This window comes from Mesorhizobium sp. M1050, from assembly GCF_040318715.1.
In the GTDB taxonomy this organism is placed as follows: domain Bacteria; phylum Pseudomonadota; class Alphaproteobacteria; order Rhizobiales; family Rhizobiaceae; genus Mesorhizobium.
In genome coordinates, this window is the sequence record NZ_JAMYMV010000063.1 from 1 (window position 1) to 22,173 (window position 22,173).

18 protein-coding genes are annotated in these 22,173 nt (G+C 63.1%); 5 read left to right on the forward strand and 13 right to left on the reverse strand.

The window, feature by feature from the left end; all coding sequences use genetic code 11:
- Window positions 1-104 precede the first annotated feature (104 nt).
- From NKH57_RS26385 to cpaB, 7 genes are all read right to left on the reverse strand, one after another.
- Complete coding sequence (locus NKH57_RS26385; protein WP_023757538.1) at window positions 105-1,067, reverse strand: type II secretion system F family protein; 963 nt, start codon at window positions 1,065-1,067, stop codon at window positions 105-107.
- A 1-nt stretch (window position 1,068) separates the two neighbouring features.
- Window positions 1,069-2,034, reverse strand: coding sequence for a type II secretion system F family protein (locus NKH57_RS26390; RefSeq protein ID WP_352948659.1), 966 nt, complete (start codon window positions 2,032-2,034; stop codon window positions 1,069-1,071).
- 4 nt (window positions 2,035-2,038) lie between these two features.
- On the reverse strand, window positions 2,039-3,460 hold the full coding sequence (locus tag NKH57_RS26395; RefSeq protein ID WP_352948662.1) for a TadA family conjugal transfer-associated ATPase: 1,422 nt from the start codon (window positions 3,458-3,460) through the stop codon (window positions 2,039-2,041).
- Window positions 3,457-4,671, reverse strand: a complete 1,215-nt coding sequence (locus NKH57_RS26400) for a CpaE/TadZ family protein (RefSeq protein ID WP_023757541.1) — start codon at window positions 4,669-4,671, stop codon at window positions 3,457-3,459. Before NKH57_RS26400 ends, NKH57_RS26395 begins: the two co-directional genes overlap by 4 nt.
- A 30-nt stretch (window positions 4,672-4,701) precedes the next feature.
- Window positions 4,702-4,974: a hypothetical protein gene (locus tag NKH57_RS26405; protein WP_352948664.1), complete on the reverse strand. Its 273-nt coding sequence runs from the start codon at window positions 4,972-4,974 to the stop codon at window positions 4,702-4,704.
- A gap of 4 nt (window positions 4,975-4,978) precedes the next feature.
- Window positions 4,979-6,370: a type II and III secretion system protein family protein gene (locus tag NKH57_RS26410; protein ID WP_352607286.1), complete on the reverse strand. Its 1,392-nt coding sequence runs from the start codon at window positions 6,368-6,370 to the stop codon at window positions 4,979-4,981.
- Window positions 6,371-6,456: 86 nt separating this feature from the next.
- A complete protein-coding gene (gene cpaB / locus NKH57_RS26415; protein WP_352948667.1) occupies window positions 6,457-7,380 on the reverse strand; it encodes a Flp pilus assembly protein CpaB in 924 nt (307 codons plus the stop codon).
- 237 nt (window positions 7,381-7,617) lie between these two features.
- On the opposite strand from cpaB, the gene parE reads away from it, so the two are divergent.
- The gene (gene parE / locus NKH57_RS26420; protein WP_352948669.1) at window positions 7,618-9,672 is read left to right on the forward strand and encodes a DNA topoisomerase IV subunit B; all 2,055 of its coding nucleotides are present in this window, start codon (window positions 7,618-7,620) and stop codon (window positions 9,670-9,672) included.
- Between the two features lie 44 nt (window positions 9,673-9,716).
- Complete coding sequence (locus tag NKH57_RS26425; RefSeq protein ID WP_352948672.1) at window positions 9,717-11,783, forward strand: FUSC family protein; 2,067 nt, start codon at window positions 9,717-9,719, stop codon at window positions 11,781-11,783.
- 149 nt (window positions 11,784-11,932) lie between these two features.
- Here the strand turns inward: NKH57_RS26425 and NKH57_RS26430 are convergent, their stop codons facing one another.
- On the reverse strand, window positions 11,933-13,054 hold the full coding sequence (locus NKH57_RS26430; RefSeq protein ID WP_352948675.1) for a DUF2336 domain-containing protein: 1,122 nt from the start codon (window positions 13,052-13,054) through the stop codon (window positions 11,933-11,935).
- Between the two features lie 151 nt (window positions 13,055-13,205).
- On the opposite strand from NKH57_RS26430, the gene NKH57_RS26435 reads away from it, so the two are divergent.
- Entirely contained in the window at window positions 13,206-13,658 is a 453-nt protein-coding gene (locus NKH57_RS26435) for a MaoC family dehydratase (protein WP_023757548.1), read from the forward strand.
- Window positions 13,659-13,661: 3 nt separating this feature from the next.
- Window positions 13,662-14,543, forward strand: coding sequence for an HpcH/HpaI aldolase/citrate lyase family protein (locus NKH57_RS26440; RefSeq protein ID WP_352948677.1), 882 nt, complete (start codon window positions 13,662-13,664; stop codon window positions 14,541-14,543).
- Window positions 14,544-14,648: 105 nt separating this feature from the next.
- Here the strand turns inward: NKH57_RS26440 and NKH57_RS26445 are convergent, their stop codons facing one another.
- From NKH57_RS26445 to NKH57_RS26455, 3 genes are all read right to left on the reverse strand, one after another.
- Window positions 14,649-16,550: a CASTOR/POLLUX-related putative ion channel gene (locus NKH57_RS26445; protein WP_352948680.1), complete on the reverse strand. Its 1,902-nt coding sequence runs from the start codon at window positions 16,548-16,550 to the stop codon at window positions 14,649-14,651.
- A gap of 157 nt (window positions 16,551-16,707) precedes the next feature.
- Window positions 16,708-17,316 carry a flavin reductase family protein gene (locus NKH57_RS26450; RefSeq protein ID WP_352948683.1) on the reverse strand — a complete coding sequence of 203 codons (609 nt, stop codon included), beginning with the start codon at window positions 17,314-17,316 and terminating at the stop codon, window positions 16,708-16,710.
- Window positions 17,317-17,901 (reverse strand): nitroreductase family protein, encoded by a 585-nt coding sequence (locus NKH57_RS26455; protein WP_352948685.1) that lies wholly within the window; start codon window positions 17,899-17,901, stop codon window positions 17,317-17,319.
- Window positions 17,902-18,060: 159 nt separating this feature from the next.
- On the opposite strand from NKH57_RS26455, the gene NKH57_RS26460 reads away from it, so the two are divergent.
- Entirely contained in the window at window positions 18,061-19,023 is a 963-nt protein-coding gene (locus NKH57_RS26460; RefSeq protein ID WP_352948687.1) for an RgsD C-terminal domain-containing protein, read from the forward strand.
- 13 nt (window positions 19,024-19,036) lie between these two features.
- Here the strand turns inward: NKH57_RS26460 and NKH57_RS26465 are convergent, their stop codons facing one another.
- Together NKH57_RS26465 and thrS are read right to left on the reverse strand one after the other, a co-directional pair.
- Window positions 19,037-19,975 carry a lysophospholipid acyltransferase family protein gene (locus NKH57_RS26465; protein ID WP_352948690.1) on the reverse strand — a complete coding sequence of 313 codons (939 nt, stop codon included), beginning with the start codon at window positions 19,973-19,975 and terminating at the stop codon, window positions 19,037-19,039.
- An 83-nt stretch (window positions 19,976-20,058) separates the two neighbouring features.
- Window positions 20,059-22,035 (reverse strand): threonine--tRNA ligase, encoded by a 1,977-nt coding sequence (gene thrS / locus NKH57_RS26470; RefSeq protein ID WP_352948693.1) that lies wholly within the window; start codon window positions 22,033-22,035, stop codon window positions 20,059-20,061.
- Between the last annotated feature and the right edge of the window lie 138 nt (window positions 22,036-22,173).

Consider the following 22,173-nt stretch of genomic DNA (forward strand, 5'->3'; position numbering starts at 1 on the left):
AAATCCTCGGCGAGGTCACGTCAACCGAATGCCGAAATTACTTCACCGAGGCTGGCTATGCCCAACCTAAATTCATCCCGCTCTAGGGCTCCCGTGGGCACTCGCTAGTGCGCCGTCATTTTGACGATGACTGGAATGGCCGCAATCATCAACACCACCGGCAGGATGCACACCACCACCGGGACCGACATCTTGGCCGGCAACGCATGTGCCTTTTCCTCGGCCAGCGACATGCGCTTGTGGCGCATGTCGTCGGAAAAGACGCGCAGCGCCCCAGACAGGCTGGTGCCGAGTTCCTTGGACTGTTGCAGCAGCGTGGCGAAGGAACGCACCTCGTCCAGGCTGAGGCGATCGGCGAGTGCCTTCAGCGCATCGTCAAGGCTGCGCCCGGCCCGCAGCTCCAGCGACACCAGCTGCAGGTTTTGACTAAGCGCGGGGTAGGTCTTGGCGAGTTCCTTCGAGACGCGCTCGATGCCGGCCTCCATGCTCATGCCGGCATCGGAGCAGACGATCATCAGGTCCATGAAATCGGGAAAGCCGTTGCGGTACTCACGCCTGCGTTCGCGCACTTTCTGGCTCAGCACCAGGCCGGGCAGGAAATAGCCGGCCGCTCCTGACAGGATGACGAATGTCCAGCGGCTGGCCATCGTCGCGTCGGGGCTCGCCATCCACCGGTTGAGCACGAACACGCCGATTGCCGTGCCGACCATCGCGGTGAACCGGATCAGGAAGAACATGCCGACAGCGCGCGGCTCCATATATCCCGCCTGGATAAGCTTCATGCGCAGCCGGGCGACATTTTCCGGATCGCTCCTGGCGTAGAATTCCTGCGCCCTCTTAACCGCCTTCTCGCGCACGACGCCGGTATTCTTCTTCTGCACCGGCTCGGGTTTCGCGGCGACGGGACCGTCATCGACCTTGAGCCGGCGCTTGACCTCGTTGCGATCGCCCTTCGCCGCCATCATCGGCCAGGCGAACGCGGCAGCACCCGCGGCCAGCAGCAGGACGGCCACCGGCATCAACGAGGTCGGCGCAAGCGAGGCGAGGAATTCGACAAAGCCCTGCATGTCAGAACTTGAAATTCGACATCTTGAACATCATCAGATTGCCGAGCATCAGCCAGGTGATCGAGCCCCCCATCAGGTACCATGTCTTTGGCACGTCCCAGACGTCGCGGTAGAAGCCCGGCATCAGCGCCATGATGGCGGTAAACAGCAATACCGGGACCGCCGTCAGGATGTAGGCCGACATCCGGCCCTCTGTCGCGATGGCGCGCACCTTGCGGCGCAGCTTGCCGCGCTCGCGGATCGTCGTCGCCAGGCCGTCGAGGATCTCGCGCAGATTGCCGCCCGAACTGGTCTGGATCGAGACGGCGGTGACGAACAGCGGCAGATCCTCCTGACCGACCCGGTCGAAGAGCGAGTTCAGCGCCGACACCAGATCGGAGCCATAAGTCACTTCGTCGGCGATGACGCCGAATTCGGAGCCGATCGGGTCCGGCATCTCGCGCGCCACCATGGCGATCGCCACCGGCACCGGGTGGCCGGCCTTCAGACCACGCGTGATCAGCTCCAGTGCCTCCGGCAGCTGTACGCCGAACCGCTTCAGCCGCCGCTTGCGCTTGAAACGCAGCGTCAGCACCGGCAGAATCGGCACAAGCATCACAAACAGTACAAGCCCCATCAGCGGCGGCAAGCCGTACCAGATGGCGACCAAGGCCATGGCCATCGCCACGCCGCAGGTAATCATCAGGAATTTCGGCACCGGCATGATCATGCCCGACTGGATTCGCAAAGCGCGGAACCGGTCCGGCGAGAACAGCGGCGTGCCCGCTTCAAGGCCGCGCTCCTTGCGCAGCTGGACGAGCACCTGCTCCTGGCTGATCTTGTTTTCCTGCAGTTTCATGCGCCGGTTGATGGCTGTGCGCTTGTCGCTGCGGCCGGCATAAAGCAGGTAGCAGGCCTCGGCGATCAGGATGCCGGTCAGGGCTGCCGCGGCATAGACGACATAAATCGCGCTGAATCCGTCGAACACTTGGCTACTCCTGCGGCCGGCCGGGTTCGAAATATCGTCCGGGGAACTCGATGCCCATCGCCCGCAAATCCTCGAGGAATCGCGGCCGGATGCCGGTCGCCTCGTAGTGGCCGAGGATCCTGCCGTCGGCCTCCATGCCGGTGCGCACGAAGCGGAATATCTCCTGCATCTGGATGACGTCGCCTTCCATGCCGGTCACCTCGGCGACACTGGTCACCTTGCGCTTGCCGTCAGACAGGCGCGTCAGCTGGACGATCAGGTCGAGCGCGCTGGCGATCTGGCTGCGGATCGACTGCACTGTCATCGGCATGCCGGTCATGCCGAGCATCTGCTCAAGCCGCGAAATGGCGTCGCGCGGCGTGTTGGCGTGGATGGTCGCCATTGAGCCTTCGTGGCCGGTGTTCATCGCCTGCAGCATGTCGAAGGCCTCCTCGCCGCGGCACTCACCGAGGATGACACGGTCGGGACGCATGCGCAGCGCGTTCTTGACCAGGTCGCGCTGCTTAAGCTCGCCATGGCCCTCGATGTTGGCAGGGCGTGTCTCCATGCGCGCGACATGCGGTTGCTGCAGCTGGAGTTCGGCCGCGTCCTCGATGGTGATCAGGCGCTCATCTTCCGGAATGAAGGCCGACAGCGCATTGAGCATGGTCGTCTTGCCGGTGCCGGTGCCGCCCGAAATGATCGTCGTCTTGCGGGCATGCACGGCCGCCGCCAGCACCTCGGCCATGTTCTGGGTAATGGCGCCGAATTCGACCAGTTTGTGCAGGCCGAGCTTGTTCTTGGAGAACTTTCGGATCGAGACCAGCGGCCCATCGACCGCAACCGGACGAATGGCTGCGTTGAAGCGCGAGCCGTCCAGCATGCGTGCATCGACCATCGGCTGCGATTCGTCGACACGACGCCCGACCGCGGCGACGATCTTGTTGACGATGCGCAAGAGATGCGCCTCATCCTTGAACGGAATGTGGACCGGCTGCAGCTTGCCCTTCTTTTCGACAAAGCAGTTCAGGTGACCGTTGATCAGGATGTCGTTGATGTCGGGGTCCTTGAGCAGTGGCTCGAGCGGACCGAGGCCGACCATCTCGTCGACGATGTCGTCAACCAGCGCGTCAAGCTCGACGGTATTGATCGCCATCCGCTCCTGTTTGATCTTTTCCGACACGAAATCATGCACTTGCCGGCGCATCTCACCCTTGGGCAAACGCTCCAGCGCGACAAGATTGATCTCCTCGAGCAGCAGCCTGTGGATACGCACGCGCGCATCGAGCACCTTGTTGGCATTCTTTGCCGGCGCTGCTTCAGACTTGGCCGGCAACGCCTTTCGGCTCGTCGGAATAACGACGGCATGATGGGCGACCGGCATCGGCTCAGGCGCACGCTGCGGACGTGAATCGCGGTTCTGCAGGGTGGAAAAGCGGCTGGTCATCCGGCTTTCCTCTTCAGCAATCCACGGCCCATGCCAAACAGCGAGCGCGATTTTGCCCGGGTTGGGATTGCCTCCTCCGGCAGGATGATCTTCTTCAAATCGTTGATGACATTGGCGTTCGGATCGATCTCGTGCAACGGCACGCCGCGATCGACCGCCTCGCGCACCAGCCGGTAGTTGTTGGCTATGCCGCCGACGAAATGCTCGCCCAGGATTTCCTGGACGTCCGCTTGCTTGATGCCGTTGTCGAACATCTTCTGTTCGAAACGGTTGACGATGACGTTTGGCTTCACTTCCTTCCCGGCGGTCTCGTAGACCGCCTGGATCAGCCGCTGCGTGTGGCGCAGGCACGGCACCGTCATTTCCGCGACGATGTAGAGCTTGTTGGAACCGAGCAGCACGGTCTCCGTCCATGGAAACCAGGTGCGCGGCATATCGATGACGACATTGTCGAAATAGGCCGAGACGAGATCGAGCATGCGCACCACGACATCGGTCTTGAACGAGCGCATTTCCGATGGATGTGTGGGGGCAGCCAGCACGCAGAGCCCGCTCGCATGCTTGGACAGCATCACATCCAGCAGTTGCCGGTCGAGGCGTTCGGGCTGGTTTTCGATCTCGGTGATGTCGAATCGCGGTTCGAGGTCGAGATATTCGGCACAGGCGCCCTGCTGAAAATTGAGGTCCACCACGCAGGTCGACGCGCCCCGCGTGACCGAGTGATGCAGCTGGAAGGCGGTTTGCAGCGCCAGCGTCGTGGTGCCGACGCCGCCGGCTGCCGGCATGAAGGTGTAGATCTGCGATTCGGTGTTTTCCTCGCGCCCGGGGCCTTGCAGCGCCCGCACCACGGATCGCACAAGATCGGCGGTCGTGATCGGCTTGACCAGAAAATCCGCGACCTTGAGCTGCACCAGAATGCGCACCGCGGCCGCGTTGAACTCCTGGGTGACGACGACGACCGGCACCTTGTCTTCCAGCCGGCGCATGATGCGCTGCAGCGACTCGACCTCCTCCAGCTTTGCCGCGTCCATGTCGACGATGATGGCACCGAAGTCGGCTTCCTGGATTTCGCCGCGCAGCTCGGTGACGTGCTTCTCCACTGTCGAGAGATGGATGACCTCGGAGGCCGCGAACGCGGTTCGGGTGTCCTGCACAAAGGTCCTGTCGGTCGATACGAGCAGGATCTTCCTGGTCTTGATGCCGTTTGCCATTCTGTCAGCCTGTCAGGTCGTCGCGTTGGGTCAGTTGGTTGTGCCGCTCTGCGACGCCTTCGCATCGGCCGCCTGATCGGGTGTAGCGGGGGGGTCGACGTTGCCTCGCTGGGCGGGCACCTTAAGCCTGGTGTTCTGGACCCCATATTTCCAGGGATCGACCATCTGCATGACAGTGTTGGCGGCCTGCGCCTCGCCGGCCCCCGTCGTCGGCCCCTCGCTGCGCACATAGTCGTCACTGGTGCAGCCAGCGGCAAGGCCGGCCAGCAGCAAGGCGATACTCGATCTCAAGACCAGACGCATGGCTTCAGTCCTTCGGCAGGTCGAGGAAATGCCCCGCGGAAGCGGACGCAGCAGGTTGGGTGACACGGCCGTCGGCCAGCGCCACGGTGCGACCGGTATCGGAGCCCTTCACTTCTTCGGTGTTGTTGAGGAAATAGTCGGCGTTGCTGGCCGGCTGCGTGCCGTCGGTTGGTTCCACGAGCTTCTTCGACGGATCGACCGGCTTGACCAGATAGGGAGTGACGATGATGACCAGGTCGGTCTCGCGCCGCTGATAGGATTTCGACGAGAACAGCGCCCCAAGCACCGGCATCTTGCCGAGGCCCGGAATGCGCGACGTGGTGATGTCGTTCTGCGACTGCAGCAATCCGGCGATCATGAAGCTCTGGCCGTTCTTCAGGTCGACCGACGTCCTGGCGCGGCGCACGATGAAACCAGGCACTGCAATGTTGCCTATGTTGTAGGATGCGGACGCGTCGATCGAGGAGACTTCCGGCGCGATGTCCAGGCTGACCAGCCCGTCCTTCAGCACGGTCGGTGTGAAATCCAGGCTGACGCCGTATTTCTTGTAGCTGACCGAGATCTTGCCGTTGTCCTCGGAGACCGGGATCGGGAATTCGCCGCCGGCAAGGAAGCTTGCCGTCTGGCCGGAACGGGCGATCAAATTCGGCTCGGCCAACCGCCGCGCCAGGCCGCGTTCTTCCAGCGCCTTGATGGCGATATCGATCGACACGCCGTTCGACAACAGCCGTCCGATGATCTCGCCGGTGCCGGCGGCCGGCACAGTACCCGGATCGATCGTCACATCACGGCCACCAAGGCCATAGGCAAAATTGGCTGCGTATTTGGCGCCCAGATCCTGGCCCGCCTGGCGGTTGATCTCGACGAAGCGGACATTGAGCTGGACCTGCTGCGACGACGAGATATTGACCGAGTTGATCACCTCTTCGGCGCCGGAAAAGCGCGTCGCGATCTTGTTTGCCTTGTCGGCGGCGACCGCGTCATCCGCCTCGCCCGACAGCACGACACGGCCATTGGCCGAGCCGACCTTGATCCTGGCATCCGGCACGCTGGCGCGGATGGTGCTGGCCAGTTGGTCGGTGTCGAGCGTCACCTCGATGTCGACGGTGCCGACAAGCTGCTTCTTCTCGTCGAACAGGGCGATGCCCGTGGTGCCGAGATTGTTGCCCAGCACATAGAAGGATTTATCGGTCAACGGATTGACGTTGGCGATGTCCGGATCGCCGATGACGATCTGGTAGAAGGCGGCACTGGTCATGATCGTCTTCGGCTTGCCCTTGGCAACCTTGATCGACGCATTCTTGGTCGACGACACATAGACGATGTCGTTGTCGGCCCTTGCCGAGGTGCCGAAGGCCAGCATCGCGGCGGCAGCCAACGAAGCCGCGACAGCCATGGTGCGCAAAACGCGCAACCGCCCCGCGACCCGATATGTAATCAACCCCAACATCGTCCCGTCCCTCGCCCAGTCCCCACTGGCTTCTATTTTTGGTCCCGTGAAGGAACCTGGTATTCCTCGGCCTTTGTGCCGCGCGTCACGATGACGGTCTTGAACTTCGGTTTCTCCGGCTCTTTCACCACGGCATCGAACAGCGAACCGGCAGCAGCCTGCACGTTCGAGGCGACCGATCCGCCGAACGAAGAGATGGTGGTGACGCCGCCCTTGCCGTCGCCACCTTCGCTGGCCGAGCGCAGCGACAGCGACAGCGTGCCGACAGTGCGGGCCAGCGCCACTTTCTGCGCGCCGTCAGTCGTCACCTCGATGGTCACCGAATTGGAAATCTGCGGTGTCGTCTGGCGCTCATCGGCACCCTGCCCGACGCTCAGCACCTTGGCATCGGCAACGACGATCTCGGAGGTGACCGTCGACCCGGCCGCTCCCTGAGCATTCTTGGCCACTTCCTGGATTTCGCCGGCATCGCGCGTCAGCACGACATCGACACGGTCGCCCGGCGTGACGAAGCCGCCGACACCGGCAATCTCGTCGGTGCGGATCGTCACAGCCCGCATCCCGGGCGTCATCATATTCGAAAGCGTCGCGCGGCCGTTTGGCCCGGACAGCTTGGTCAGCAGCAACGGTTCGTTGACCTCGATCGGCGACAGCACCACGCGGCTGCCCTCGCCGAGCAAACCATCTATGGTGGCGAAGGCGCCCTGTGGCAGGGAGTCCTGCGGCCAGGGGATTTCGCTGAGCTTGGTGCGGTCGAGTTCCATGCCATAGCGCAATGGGGCATTCGCCACCACGATGGTCTTGAATTCGACCTTAGGGGCGACGGGTGCTGCGATCGACGCCGTCTTTTCGGAATCGGCTCTGGCTTGACTCTTGACCCAGAAATCCGCGGCAAAGATCGAGATCGCGCCGAAAACGGCGGCGATGCCGATCATCGATATGGCCTTGCCCCTCACGCCGAAACCCCTGATGCCCGCAGTTTCTTGTTTTGTTGGGCTCACGCTAGGCGGCATTGTTAAAGAATCAGGAATCTTGCGCGGAGGCATTTGACCTATTTCCGCCGGCTTGGTTATCGAATGGTTTTGGGGTAAGAGGGGCCGGATCCCCGAACGGAACAGGAACCTCGGTCGCTTGGCGCTGAAAAGCGTGGCAGTATCGCGAGGTGATTCGCAGCACCGGACCCTATGGCAGGCATGGACGACAGCAACGATCTTTTCGGCACTATTGACAAGCAGTCGCCGCCGGTTCGCACACCGGCGCGCCCGGCTGATCCGCTGGTGCAAGCCACGAAGCGTCCTGCGGCGATAAAGGACGGCAGCGAGGGCTATAGCGCCGCCGACATCGAGGTGCTGGAAGGGCTGGAGCCGGTGCGCCGCCGGCCAGGCATGTATATCGGCGGCACCGACGACAAGGCGATGCACCATCTGTTCGCCGAGGTCATCGACAATTCGATGGACGAAGCGGTTGCCGGCCATGCCACCTTCATCGATGTCGAACTCTCGGCCGACGGCTATCTCGCCGTCACCGACAATGGCCGAGGCATTCCGGTCGATCCGCATCCGAAGTTCAAGAAGCCAGCGCTCGAAGTGATCATGACGACGCTGCATTCGGGCGGCAAGTTCGACTCGAAGGTCTACGAAACGTCCGGCGGCCTGCATGGCGTCGGCGTTTCCGTGGTCAACGCGCTGTCGGACCATCTCGAGGTCGAAGTCGCGCGAGGCCGCCAACTCTATCGCCAGCGCTTCTCGCGCGGCGTCCCGGTAACCGGCCTCGAGCAGTTGGGCGAGGTCCACAACCGACGCGGTACAAAAATCCGCTTCCACCCCGACGAGCAGATTTTCGGCAAGGGTGCGGCATTCGAACCGGCGCGGCTCTACCGCATGACGCGCTCAAAAGCCTACCTGTTCGGCGGCGTCGAGATCCGCTGGACCTGCGATCCGTCGCTGATCAAGGAAAAGGACCAGACGCCGGCCAAGGCGGAGTTCCATTTTCCCGGTGGCTTGAAGGACTATCTCAAGGCATCGCTCGGCGACGACTTCCAGGTGACGCGCGAAATCTTTGCCGGCAAGAGCGAAAAGCAAGGCGGCCATGGCTCGCTCGAATGGGCGGTGACCTGGTTCGGTGGCGACGGCTTCATCAATTCCTACTGCAACACAATCCCGACCGGCGAAGGCGGCACGCACGAGGCCGGCTTCCGCAACGTGCTGACGCGGGGCCTGCGCGCCTATGCTGATCTCGTCGGCAACAAACGCGCATCCATCGTCACCTCGGAGGACGTCATGATCTCGGCGGCGGGCATGCTGTCGGTGTTCATCCGCGAGCCGGAATTCGTCGGCCAGACCAAGGACAGGCTGGCGACGATCGAGGCGATTCGGATTGTCGAGACCGCCATTCGCGACCCGTTCGATCATTGGCTGGCCGACAATCCGCAGGAAGCATCGAAGCTGCTCGAATGGGTAATCGCGCGCGCCGACGAACGGGTGCGCCGGCGCCAGGAAAAGGAAGTTTCGCGCAAGAGCGCGGTGCGCAAATTGCGGCTGCCCGGCAAGCTCGCCGACTGCACGCAGAATGCCGCGGCCGGTGCCGAACTCTTCATCGTCGAAGGTGACTCGGCGGGCGGCTCGGCCAAGCAGGCGCGCGACCGCGCCAGCCAGGCGGTGCTGCCACTGCGCGGCAAGATCCTCAACGTCGCCAGCGCCGGCAACGACAAGCTCGCCGGCAACCAGCAGATCTCGGACCTGATTCAGGCGCTCGGCTGCGGCACGCGGTCGAAATACCGCGATGAGGATTTGCGCTACGACCGCGTCATCATCATGACCGACGCCGACGTCGACGGCGCCCACATCGCCTCGTTGCTGATCACCTTTTTCTACCAGGAAATGCCGGCGCTGGTGCGTGGCGGCCACCTTTATCTGGCGGTGCCACCGCTTTACTCGATCAGGCAAGGCGGCAAGGTCGCCTATGCCCGGGACGACGCGCACAAGGACGAACTGCTGCGCACCGAATTCACCGGGCGCGGCAAGGTCGAGCTTGGCCGTTTCAAGGGTCTGGGCGAGATGATGGCCGCGCAGCTCAAGGAAACCACCATGGACCCGAGGAAGCGCACGCTGCTTCGGATCGATGTGATCGACGCCGAGACGGCGACCAAGGATGCCGTCGATGCGCTGATGGGCACCAAGCCGGAAGCGCGCTTCCGCTTCATCCAGGAACGCGCCGAATTCGCCGAGACGGAAGTGCTGGATATCTAGCCGCCAGCCGGTTTAGCCTGCGCTTCTCATACGGAGACCAGTGTGTGATCTGGGCGCGGCTGACGAGCTATTTCGAGGCAAGGTTTTCCGGGTTGGCGCAACCTACGCGCTCGGATTGGATTTTTGCCCTGCGCACCGTTTCGGCCGGCCTGATCGCGCTGCTGGCCGCCTATGCGTTGAAGCTCGACCACCCGCAATGGGCCATGATGACGGTGTTCATCGTCGCCCAGCCGGTTGCCGGCATGGTGCTGGCGAAGGGCTTCTACCGGTTGCTCGGCACGCTGGTCGGCGGCATGGCTGCGATAGGCATCACGACGGTGTTCGGCACCGGCCCCTGGGTATTGGTGACGGTGCTTGCCCTCTGGATAGGCATCTGCACCTTCGTCTCGTCGCTGCTGCGCAATCCCGAAGCCTACGGTGCCGCCCTTGCCGGCTACACCGCGATGATCATCGGCCTGCCCGCCTTCGGACAGCCGCACCTCGTCGTCGACCTCGCAGTCGCGCGCTGTGCCGAGATCGTGCTCGGCATCATCTGCGCCGGCCTGACCAGCCGGCTGATCCTGCCAAGACTGGCCAGCAACGCCATCGTCTCGCGGCTGAAACGCTGCATTCTCGATCTTGCGACTTACGCCGGCGGCGCATTCTCCGGCGGCGATCCGGCAACGCTGTTCGGCCTGCACCGAAAGCTGGTCGCCGACACCCAGACGCTCGGCGAGATGCGCGCCTATGCCAGGCTGGAAGCGCCGAGCTTTGCGCCGCGCTCCCATCCGGTCCGACGCACCATCGGACAGCTGCTCTCGGCCCTCTCGGCGGCACGCGCGCTGCATTCGCACGCTGCCCCTAAGAACGCCGCACTCATCCCGGTGCGATCGGAATTGCACGCCCTTGTCAGCGAACTGGCTGCGAAACCCGGCGCGCTGGACGACACCGCGCCCTGGATGACGCGACTTGACGCCATTTCAGCCAAGGCCCGGCAAATGCCCGATGCCCCGACCGATCAGGGCGACGACTGGGTCGGCACCATCACCCGCCTTACTATCGCCGCCGATTTCGCCGAGGCGTTCAAGCAGGTGCTGCGCGGCCTCGATGCCTTGCGCGCGCCCGCCACGCGCCCGGTCCGGGGCAGCAGGCAGCCCGCGCTGGTGGTGCATCGCGACTACTCCGGCGCATCGCGCAATGCCGTGCGCGCTGCCTTGGCCACCTTGCTGGTCGCCGCCTTCTGGCTGACGACGAAATGGTCGGAAGCGGCCGGCACGGTCATTCTCGTTGCCGTCGTATCCAGCCTGTTTGCGGCCCGCCCCGATCCTGTGCAGGTCGCCTGGGGGTTCTTCAAGGGAACACTGCTCGCTTTGCCCTTTGCCTTTCTTGTCGGCCAGATCGAGTTGCCCGCCTTGCCCGGCTTCGGCTGGTTCATGCTGTTTGTCGTGCCGATCCTGGTGCCCACGGCGCTGGCGATGGCCAATCCACGCTATGTCGGCGTGGCGACAGCCTTCGCCATCAACTTCCTCGCCTTCCTTAGTCCGCATCAGGCGATGACCTACGATCCCGGCCCCTTCTTCGCCGGTTCGGCATCGATCCTGGTCGGCATTCTGCTGGCGATCGGCGTCTTCATCGTCGTGTTGCCCGCCGATCCGTGGCTCGCGGCCAACCGCATCGTGCGCGCCATGCGCGAGGATTTGGCGCGGCTTTGCCTGCATGAGCGTGTGCCGAGGCGCTCGGCCTTCGAGAGCCTCGCCTATGACCGCATCAACCAGCTGATGCCGCTGGTGCAGAATGCCGGCGGCAAGGGCGATGCTGTTTTAGGCGGTGGCGTCGCCGCCGTCACCGTTGGCTTGGAGATCCTCCGGCTGCGCGGAGCAAGCCAAAGCCATGCCATCCCATCGGAGACCGCGCTTTCGATCACCAACTTCCTGCGGGCGCTGGCGCGCGAACTGCTCTTTCGCGCCCCTGGCGATCCGCAGACGTCGACCGTCGCCGTCGCCCGCCAATATGCGGCAAACATCGCCCAGCGAAACGGCACCGGCGACCTGCTGCAGATCGCGGCATCGCTGCGCATCATCGCCGCGGCGATGGAGGATTTTCCGGATTTCTTCGCGAAGGATCGTAACTAGCGTGCCCAAGTGTGTCGAGATTCAGGTCAGGCCGAGCCGAGAATGGTGGGTTCCGAGAACCGGAGCGGAGCGTACTTTGGGGTACGTGAGCACCGGAAGCGCAGGGAACCGTCATTCGCAGGCCGGCATCACTTGAATATCGATACACTTTAGGCGGCGGCGATCGCCAGCGCGTGGCCCCGCGCGTTCTCGCGCAGCGCGTCGAGATGGATCGACTTGACCAGCGCGGCCAGATCGCCTTCCGCCGACTGTCCACCCACTTCCTTGAGCATCAGCCAGCTGACCTCCTGCACACCGGCGACGCGCTTGCCGTTGGCGACCTCGCGCCAGATCTTCAATGCGCGCAGGATGATGGCGTGTGTGGCGGCGGCGAGGCCGGCGCTGCGGAACAACGCCTGCAGGGCGACATCGTGCCCGCCGGCAAGCAGCGCCCTCACCCTTTGTTCGGACTGCTGGCTGAGCGCGACCAGCGCCGAGCCGAAGAAATCGACCTTGCCGTGCGCGATGGTGCGGATGAGGAAGCTGGCGGTGAGATCGCCGCGCAGCCTGAGATGCTCGATTAGTGCGGCATGTTCTTCCTGGCGCGTGCCCTCGATCAGGGTCACCGAAGCCTTGACGCAGGCATCGCGCATGACGCGGTCGGCGCGCGCCGCGCCCATCATTGCCATGACCAACGGCGACGTTTTCAGCATCTCGCCGAGCTTGACGAGCAGCATATGCCGACAGTCGGCAGGCAGCCGGGCGTCCGATATCAGCGCCTCACGAACCAGAGGCAGATGGCCGTGGCGTTCAGCCATGCGGCGGAAGCTGAGCGAGGCGATGTCGGCGCCGCTGTTGGCGAGCAACACGACGCAGGCTTCGGCCTCGCCGATCTCGGCGATCGCGGCCGACAGCGCCATCGAGACGACCGGCCGGTCGGCGATCAGTCTCTGCGTCGCCTTCGGACTTGAGGCCACGCGGTTGATCAGATCGGCGTCGGTAAGCAGCGGCGAACGCGCCAGCACCATGCCGGCGACTTCCGGCTGGTCGGAGGCCAGCACACTGATGATCTGCAATGGCGCGTGGTGGCTCATCGACAGTGCCTCGGCCATCGCCAGCCGCACCTTCGACGAAGCATCGTCGAGCAACAGCGTCAGCGCCGCCTCCGCGGCGCAACGGTCCTCGAACGGCAGGTCGGAATTGACGTAGGCTCGGGCCAGCGCGCTTGCCGCGGCGGCGCGCTCTGTCACCCTGGCCGTGCAAATCCATCTCAAAAAATGCGAAACAACCATGCCGCCTGCTTACGCCCCTTGCCAGAACGGTCCTGGCCCCGTGGAGACGGTAGGCAGAAATGGTTTACGAACGGTTCACCATGTTCATTAACTGGCTTGCGAGCGCTGGGTGCAGCGCATATCAACCGTCAGCTAGTGGAGGCGAGAGAAAATGGCCGGGCTTTATCTCCAGGAGTTCGTTGTCGGCCACGTCTTCCAGCACACGCTGCGCAAGACCGTCACCGAAAGCGACAACATGCTGTTTTCGGTCATGACGCTGAACCCGCAGCCGCTGCACATCGACTTCGACTTCGCCGCCAAAAGCGAGTGGGGCAAGCCGCTGGTCAACTCGCTGTTCACGCTCGGCCTGATGATCGGCATTTCGGTCAACGACATCACCGTCGGTACAACGGTCGCCAATCTCGGCATGAAGGAAACCGTGTTTCCGCATCCGGTCTTCCATGGCGACACCATCCGGGTCGAGACGACAGTAATCTCGGTGCGCGAGTCCAGGTCGAAACCCGATCGCGGCATCGTCGAATTCGAGCATCGCGCCTACAACCAGCACGGCGATCTCGTCGCCAAATGCACGCGGCAAGCGATGATGCTGAAGAAGGCGACCTGAAACATGCGTTCACTGCTATTTGTCCCCGGCGATTCCCAGAAGAAGCTGGAAAAGGGTTTTGGAGCCGGTGCCGACGTGGTCATCGTCGACCTCGAGGATTCCGTCGCGCCGCACAACAAGGCGCTGGCGCGCGAAGTGGCGGCGCGCTTCATCGTCGAACGCAGGGCGCAAACCAGCTCAGTCATCTATGTCAGGGTCAACGATCTGTCGATCGGGCTGACCGATGACGACCTGGCGGCATTGGTGCCGGCAAGACCCGACGGCATCATGCTGCCCAAGTCGAACAGCGGCCAGGATGTGCAGCATCTCTCGGCAAAGCTCAGGGTGCACGAGGCCGAAAACGGCCTGGCCGATGGCGCGATCAAGATCCTGCCGATCATCACCGAAACGCCGGCAGGCGTGCTGGCGGCCGCGACCTATGCCGGAACCAGCGCGCGGCTTGCCGGTCTCACCTGGGGAGCGGAAGATCTGTCGGCGGCGATCGGTGCACGTGCGGTCCGCGACGAGCATGGCCGCTACACTGACGTTTTCCGCCACGCTCGTATCATGACCATACTCGCCGCTGCCGCAGCAGAGGTCGCGGCGATCGACACCGTCTTCCCGAATTTTCGCGACATGGCCGCCTTCAAAGCGGAATGCACTGAAGCCGAGCGCGACGGCTTCACCGGTAAGATGGCGATCCACCCCGACCAGGTGCCGGTCATCAACGCCGCCTTCACGCCGTCGGTCGAGGCGGTGAGGCAATCGATGGCAATCGTCGCGGCGTTCAAGGCGGCGGGAAATCCCGGCGTCGTCGGCATCGACGGCAAGATGTACGACCGCCCGCATCTGCGGCTGGCCGAGCGGCTTCTGGCGCGTGCCGGGGCGGCCGGCGTTTCCGCTTAGAGCCATTTTCAGGAAAAGTGTGAAACCGTTTCTGTCCGAGTTGCGTCAAAACAGGGCATTCGACCGGTTTGGCGTTTTCGTGAAACGATGTGGATCACCCTGCTCTCAGTCCCGCGCCAGCACGATGATCCGGTCCTCCGGCAGATAGGCCAACGCCTCGGACTTTAGCGGGTTGACGGTGACGCCGCCCAGCGCCCTCTGGTCGGCTTCTCCGGCGCGAATGCGCCGGTAACCCAAGGCGATCTCGCCGCGCAACCGCGCCGATTCCGCGATCGTCCAGAAGGTCACCGGCTGGTCGACGGCGACATAGTCTGCGACGGGACGCATGTAGATTTCGGAGCCCTTCTCGTCGAGCAGGTCATCGAAGATCGCGGCAAGGTGCTGGTTCTCGGACGCCTGCGCCAGCATCAGGCTGACCAGCCTGTTGCTGACGACGAAATCATCGGCCTTGGTGACTGCCGCAAGATCTCGGTTGCGCACGTCGATCATCTCGCTGACGATGCTGATGTGCATACCGGCGTCAACCGCGATCTTGCGCAGATGCAGGAGCGTTACCAGCGTGCGCGTATCGGCGGGCTGCGCTGCCATGGTTTCGCTATAGCCGAGGACGAGCACATGGTCGTAGGAAGGCACGTCCAGGCTTGCCAGAGCGGAGCTGCTCGATGTGTCCGTGACGCGACAGTAGACCGACAGATTGTCACCGGCGACCGGCAGGCCGGCAACCTCCTGCTCGAGGTCGGGCGTATCGGCCGCTATGGTCAGGATCGAACCAGGCGCGACGTAGCGCGACAGTTCGTAGGTTATGATCGGACCGCGCCGGTTCCAGCCCAGGACAAGCGTGCGCTCCGGCTTCGTCTCGACGGGCCGCGGCTCGATGATCGCCGCCGCGTCGATCTTGATGCCAGCGCTCCCCAGCTTTATCGCTGCATCGTCCTCGGCGACGATGATGGCGCGCATGTCTTTGCCGATCACCAGGTCCGACGGCGGGTTGAGATTGACGCGTCCCTCTTGGTCGCAAAGCCCGATCAGCGCGCAGTGTTCATACGCCATCACCGCCTCGCCGAAGGTCTTGCCGGTGAGGTCCGGCTGCTCGGTCGTATAGATTTCGCAGCCGTCGAAATCGAGCAGCTCCGAATAGACGCCGCTGAGGCCCGACTGCCGGCTCGAATGCACGACGATGCGCGAGATCAACTGGTCGGCCAGCACGAGCTGCACCTCGGCTCCACCGACGACGCGCGCGACCTCGGCGTTCTTGCCATCGCGGATCTCGGCGGCGATGTTGTAGGGGGCAGTGCGCCGGTTCGGGTCGTTGACCAGCGCCAGTACCGTCTTGATGACCTGTGAATCCGGATCGTCGCCGTCCGGCGACAGCACGATGACCGACCGCGAGGTCTGCGGATTGACAATGGCAAGGTCGTAGAGATCGGTCGGGTCGCCGCTGCGGCAGATGATGCGCGTGTTGCCCAGCTTGCCGACCTTGGCCGCGATCTCGTCCTCCATCTCGACCTTGTCCATGTTGGCCATGACCACAATGCGCGGACGTCGGCGGCTGGCATTGGCAATGACGAGTTCGGAGATGACGTCGAAGATCGACGGCGACCAGTTGAGGATGACCGTGTGATCTGTTTCCAGCACCCGCGAACGGCCCTTGCGCAATTCATCGAGCTTGCTGTCGACGCCGGCGCTCAGCACGCCGATGAGCGCCGAAACGACGAAGATGCCGGCAAGCGTGACGAACAGCATGACGAGACGAAAGGCCCAGCCAGTGTCGCCGCCCATCGTACCGGAATCGAGCGTGCGCATCAGCGATTCCCAGAACGCTTCGACAAAGTTCAGTGGCTCGCCGCCTTCGGGCGCGATGCGGGTCACCGCAAGGAAACTCGCGGCGACGACGATGATCAGCAGCGAAACGACGGCAAGCCAGCCGATCAGCGCGATCGGGCCGGCGGCCATGCTCTTGTCAAACCCGTAGCGTAGCCGGATTCCCAGCGAGTCTCGTTTCTTCATTTAGCCGATGCCCCGCAATATCCCCAAGGTCGATGCGCCGACTCCAGCGCATCGCCGAAGCCGCTCTCTTAGCCTGTGTTCAAATAAAGGGGAATCGCTTTCGCGTGCCCACGGCCAGGGAATCCGCCGACGCGGCGGACGGCGGCCGACCCAAGGATTAGTCCTTGTCCCAGCGCGGCCGGCGCATCGAAAACACCTCGTCGACGCTGGCATACTCCATATAGCCGAGGCGAGCGACGTTGCCTGCCTTGGTAATGTCGAACAGACCGTCTGTCAGGAAGGTATCGTCGATGTATACGCCGACCACTTCACCGGCGACGACGACAGCGCTTGTCGGCGATCCGTCCAGCGCCTTTGGCCGAAAGACCTCCGTCACCCGGCATTCGAGTGCGGCCGGCGCCGCCGCCACGCGCGGCGGCGAGACCAGGCGAGACGGCGCCATGGCGAGATCGGCATAGACGAACTCATTGACGCCGCGCGGCGCATTGACCGATGTGCGATTCATCTTGTCGGCGAGATCGCGGCTGACCAGATTGGCGACAAACTCACCGGTTTCCTGCGCGAAGGAGGCGCTGTCCTTCTCGCCCTCTGAGGAGAACCAGACGATGAAAGGCCGCGTCGAAACGGCATTGAAGAAGGAGTACGGCGCGAGATTGATCTCGCCGGCTCCGTTCAGCGTCGAAATCCAGCCGATCGGGCGCGGCGCGACGATTGCCTTCGAAGGGTCGTGCGGCAGGCCGTGGCCCTTTGAAGGTTCGTAGAACATTCAGCCCGCCCACGGCCCCGAATAGTCGCCGTAAAGCTTTGCCGGATCTGGCCGCGGCCGCTCCGGCGCCGGGCCCGCATAGGAGCCGATATGAATGAAGCCGACGACGCGCTCCTGCGGTGTCAGCCCGAGCAGCGCCCTACCCTCCGGCACATCCGAATACCAGTTGCTGATCATGTTGGTGCCATAACCCAGCGCGTTGGCTGCAATCATCAGGTTCATCGCCGCCATGCCGCCCGACAGGAACATTTCCCATTGCGGGATTTTTGGGTTCTCCCTTGGGATCGATATCACGCCTATCACCAGCGGCGCGCGCGAGAACCGCGCCAGTTCCTGGTTGCGGCGGCCTTCCGGCAATGGACCCTCCCGCTGCTCGGCAAGTGCTGCCAATTGTCTGCCGATTTCGATACGAGCAACGCCACGATAGAGGATAAAGCGCCAAGGCTCCAATCGGCCATGATCGGGCACTCGCGAGGCGGCGGCGATCATCGTCGCGATCTCCACATCGCTCGGCGCCGGCTCCTTCAAATCAGGGATCGGCGCGGAGTTTCGGCTCAGCAGAAAGTCGATGATCGGCGACGCCATGGGCGCAAGTCTCCTGAACAGTCTGTCTTGAGCTGAAGCGCACCATCGGAAATTCGGGCGGCTCGGGCATTGGCGCGGAATATACGCCGGATGGGAGAGTCGTATCGATCGGACTCTTAAGCCTTGAAATTGCCACCGCCATGGGCTTCAACGCAAGGCATGTTTGAGGGGACTATCCGTCTTTTCCTGGTCTGGCTCAGCGCCCTGCTGTTCATGGCGCCGGTTTCGTTCGCCATGGCGCAGAACGTCGATGGCGTAAGCGACCTGAAGCTTCCCGGAATCTCAAGCTATGCGACGCCGAAAGGCGAGAGGTCGCTGGCGCTGAGCGGCGGCGGCGCCATCACGCTCTCCGCGCAGTTGACCGACAAGGGTTCCGACATCACCCGCGGCATCGTTTGGCGGGTCTTCAAGCCGGAAGCCGTCAACGGAAAATTGCCGATGGTCGCCTCGGCACATGGCGGGACCGCGGTCTTCCAGCTCGAACCCGGCAGCTATCTGGTTCATGCCTCCTACGGTCGGGCCGGCGCCACCAAGCGCATCACCGTCGGCAAGGACGCCAAGCGCGAGAGCCTCGTGCTCGATGCCGGCGGCCTCAAGCTGGACGCCGTGCTGTCCGGCGGCGTGCGCATTCCGCCGAAGAAGCTGCGCTTTTCGATCTACGAGGGCACCGCAGAGGCCAATGGCGATCGCGCGCTGATCATTCCCGATGTCGAGCCCAATAGTGTCGTACGGCTCAACGCCGGCATCTACCATGTCGTCTCGACCTATGGCGCGGTCAATGCGGTCATCCGCTCCGACATCCGCGTCGAGGCCGGCAAGCTGACCGAAGCTACCGTCGAGCACCACGCCGCCGAGATCACGATGAAGTTGGTGCGCGAGACCGGTGGCGAGGCGATCGCCGACACGTCATGGTCGCTGCTCAACGAATCCGGCGATCCGATCAAGGAAACCGTCGGCGCCTTCGCCTCGATGGTCCTGGCCGAGGGCGACTACACCATCATCGCCAAGAACCGCGACCGCATCTATCAGAAAGATTTCACGGTCGTGGCCGGGCAGAACCAGGAGATCGAGGTTCTGGCCACCGAAGCGGCGGCGATGGATCCCGAAGAAGGTGCGGACTGACCTTCAACTGACTTCAAGCAGCCAGCTTGGTCCGCGCCGGCAAGAACGGTATCCGCCGGCGCGGCAAGGTCGGCGCCAGGTCGAACACGCCGCGATAAAGCCGGTGAAGCAATGCCTTGCGGTCGCGCAATGGCTCCAGTTCGCTCCAGTTCAGCACCTCGCCGACACGCACCTCGATCGCCTTGCCGGACAGCCGCGCGAATTCGTGGATGAGCAGCGACGTCCGCAATGTCAGCGACGCCTTGCCGACGAACTTCGCCAGGCGGCCGTCGCGCTCGGCCATGTTCATCGGCCCGCTGACCAGATGGAAAAGCCTGCCATTCTGCCCGGAAAAATGCATCGGGATGACCGATGCCTTTGCCTCCTGAATGAGGCGCGCCGGAAACATCTTCCACGGTAGGTCGCGCGCCTGCCCAAAACCTTTTGGCGCGGTGGCGACGCCACCGGCGGGAAACACCACGATGGTGACGCCTTCCTTGAGCAGCCGCACCGCCTCGTGGCGCACGGCCATGTTGTTCTTGAGCGCGTCCTTGGTCTCGGAAAAGTCGATCGGCAGCGAGTAAGGCTCCATCTCGCGGATCTTGAGCAGATCCTTGTGGATCATCACCCGGAACGGGCGTCCGAGCTGCTCGGCCAATGACAGCACGGCAATGCCGTCACCGATGCCGAACGGATGATTGGCGACGATCACCAGCGGCGTATCCGGCAATCGTGCGGGTGGCCATTGGTCTGATGTCCGCACGCGTACATCGATCAGGTCGAGCATGCGACCGAACACGCGCTCGCCTGTCGGCACGACCTGACGGCGCCAGAAATCATAAAGCGCGGTGTAGCGGTCACGGCCCGACAGGCCTTCGACCGAATGGATGAACCAGCGCGCCAGCGCCGGCTGGCGCGGATTGGCATAGGACAGCTCGGGAAAGGGTCGTTCGCGCAATTTCAGCTTGAGCATATGGGCTCGTTACAAGGTCGGCGTGACAAGGATATGAAATGGCGGTGGATCGCTCCACCGCCATTTGGCCGGAACTATGCCGATCAGGCCGCGCGTTTGCGCTTGCGGTCGGGCGTAACAACCTCTTCGGTCAGTTTCGCGATCGCCTGGTCAAGGCCAAGCGATTCCTGGTCGCGTGAGCCCAACCGGCGCATATTGACCGTCTGCTCCTCCGCCTCGCGCTTACCGCAGACGAGGATGACGGGAACCTTGGCCAGGCTGTGCTCGCGGACCTTGTAGTTGATCTTTTCGTTGCGCAGATCCGCTTCCGCCAGCAGCCCTGCGGCCTTCAGCTTTGCCATCACTTCGGTCGCATAGCCGTCGGCATCCGACGTGATCGTCGCCACCACTACCTGCAGCGGCGCGAACCACAGCGGGAAATGGCCGGAATAGTTCTCGATCAGGATGCCGAGGAAGCGCTCCATCGAGCCACAGATGGCGCGGTGCACCATCACCGGCTGCTTCTTCTCCGAATCCGAGCCGATATAGAAGGCGCCGAACCGTTCCGGCAGGTTGAAATCGACCTGCGTCGTGCCGCACTGCCATTCGCGGCCGATGGCGTCCTTCAGCACATACTCGAATTTCGGCCCGTAGAAGGCGCCCTCACCCGGATTGATCGAGGTCTTGATACGATTGCCGGACCGCGTCCTGATGGTTTCCAGCACGCTGCCCATGATCGCTTCGGCGTGGTCCCACGCTTCGTCGGTGCCGACACGCTTGTCCGGCCGTGTCGACAGCTTGACGCTGATCTCGTCAAAACCAAAGTCGGCATAGGTCGACAGAATTAGGTCGTTGATGCGCAGGCACTCCGACGCCAGCTGCTCCTCGGTGCAGAAGATATGCGCATCGTCCTGCGTGAAGCCGCGCACGCGCATGAGCCCATGCAGCGCGCCAGATGGCTCATAGCGATGCACATTGCCGAATTCTGCAAGCTTTACGGGCAGATCGCGATAAGACTTCAACCCATGCTTGAAAATCTGCACATGGCCCGGACAGTTCATCGGCTTCAGCGCGAAGACCCGATCGTCATCGGTATCGTCGCCGGCGACCGTCACCTTGAACATGGCGTCGCGATACCAGCCCCAGTGGCCTGACGTCTCCCACAGGCTCTTGTCGAGTACCTGCGGCGCGTTGACTTCCTGGTAGCCCTGCTCGTCGAGGCGGCGGCGCATGTAGTTGACCAGGTTCTGGAACATCTTCCAGCCCTTGGCGTGCCAGAAGACGACGCCCGGGCCCTCTTCCTGGAAATGGAACAGGTCCATCTCGCGGCCGAGCTTCCGATGGTCGCGCTTCTCTGCCTCGTCGATCATCATCTGATAGGCTTCGAGCTGCGCCTGGTCGGCCCAGGCCGTGCCATAGATGCGGGTCAGCATCGGGTTGTTCGAGTCACCGCGCCAATACGCACCAGCCACCTTCATCAATTTGAAGGAACTGCCGATCTGCCCGGTCGAAGCCATGTGCGGGCCGCGGCAGAGGTCGAACCAGTCGCCTTGCGCATAGATCTTGAGATCCTGATCCTCGGGAATGGCGTCGATCAGCTCCAGCTTGTACTGCTCGCCCTTGTCGGCAAACACTTTCTTCGCCTTGTCGCGCGACCAGACTTCCTTGGTGAACGGCTTGTTGCGCGCAATGATCTCGCGCATCTTCTTCTCGATCACCGGGAAATCATCCGGCGTGAACGGCTCGTTGCGAGCAAAGTCGTAATAGAAGCCGTTCTCGATCACCGGCCCGATGGTCACCTGCGTTCCCGGCCACAATTCCTGCACGGCTTCCGCAAGCACATGCGCCGCGTCGTGGCGAATCAGTTCCAGCGCGCGCGGATCGTCGCGGGTGACGATCTCGACCTTGCCGGACTTGCCGAGCGGATCGCTGAGGTCGCGCACGGTGCCATCGATGGCGTAAGCGACGGCCTTCTTGGCGAGCGATTTCGATATCGATTCGGCCAGACCAGCACCGGTCATCGCCGCGTCGTATTCGCGGACGGAGCCATCGGGAAATGTCAGGGAAACGGAATTCAGCATCAAGTATCTCCTATCCAGTCCCGCAAACGAGCGCGGGTGGTTAAAATGCATGTCGCCCAAATTGTATGACGGTTTTGGGGTACGCATAGGGAAAAGCCGGATGCGTCCGGCAGCGGCTGTCTTGTATGGACAGTTTCC

Excerpts from the sequence above, each read along its gene's own strand:
- NKH57_RS26460 (WP_352948687.1), top strand. The coding sequence starts at position 18,061 with ATGTTTGAGGGGACTATCCGTCTTTTCCTGGTCTGGCTCAGCGCCCTG.
- NKH57_RS26405 (WP_352948664.1), bottom strand. The coding sequence starts at position 4,974 with ATGCGTCTGGTCTTGAGATCGAGTATCGCCTTGCTGCTGGCCGGCCTT.
- NKH57_RS26455 (WP_352948685.1), bottom strand. The coding sequence starts at position 17,901 with ATGGCGTCGCCGATCATCGACTTTCTGCTGAGCCGAAACTCCGCGCCG.
- thrS (WP_352948693.1), bottom strand. The coding sequence starts at position 22,035 with ATGCTGAATTCCGTTTCCCTGACATTTCCCGATGGCTCCGTCCGCGAA.
- NKH57_RS26400 (WP_023757541.1), bottom strand. The coding sequence starts at position 4,671 with ATGGCAAACGGCATCAAGACCAGGAAGATCCTGCTCGTATCGACCGAC.
- NKH57_RS26435 (WP_023757548.1), top strand. The coding sequence starts at position 13,206 with ATGGCCGGGCTTTATCTCCAGGAGTTCGTTGTCGGCCACGTCTTCCAG.
- NKH57_RS26410 (WP_352607286.1), bottom strand. The coding sequence starts at position 6,370 with ATGGCTGTCGCGGCTTCGTTGGCTGCCGCCGCGATGCTGGCCTTCGGC.
- NKH57_RS26445 (WP_352948680.1), bottom strand. The coding sequence starts at position 16,550 with ATGAAGAAACGAGACTCGCTGGGAATCCGGCTACGCTACGGGTTTGAC.
- NKH57_RS26450 (WP_352948683.1), bottom strand. The coding sequence starts at position 17,316 with ATGTTCTACGAACCTTCAAAGGGCCACGGCCTGCCGCACGACCCTTCG.
- NKH57_RS26395 (WP_352948662.1), bottom strand. The coding sequence starts at position 3,460 with ATGACCAGCCGCTTTTCCACCCTGCAGAACCGCGATTCACGTCCGCAG.
- NKH57_RS26385 (WP_023757538.1), bottom strand. The coding sequence starts at position 1,067 with ATGCAGGGCTTTGTCGAATTCCTCGCCTCGCTTGCGCCGACCTCGTTG.
- NKH57_RS26440 (WP_352948677.1), top strand. The coding sequence starts at position 13,662 with ATGCGTTCACTGCTATTTGTCCCCGGCGATTCCCAGAAGAAGCTGGAA.
- parE (WP_352948669.1), top strand. The coding sequence starts at position 7,618 with ATGGACGACAGCAACGATCTTTTCGGCACTATTGACAAGCAGTCGCCG.
- NKH57_RS26465 (WP_352948690.1), bottom strand. The coding sequence starts at position 19,975 with ATGCTCAAGCTGAAATTGCGCGAACGACCCTTTCCCGAGCTGTCCTAT.
- NKH57_RS26430 (WP_352948675.1), bottom strand. The coding sequence starts at position 13,054 with ATGGTTGTTTCGCATTTTTTGAGATGGATTTGCACGGCCAGGGTGACA.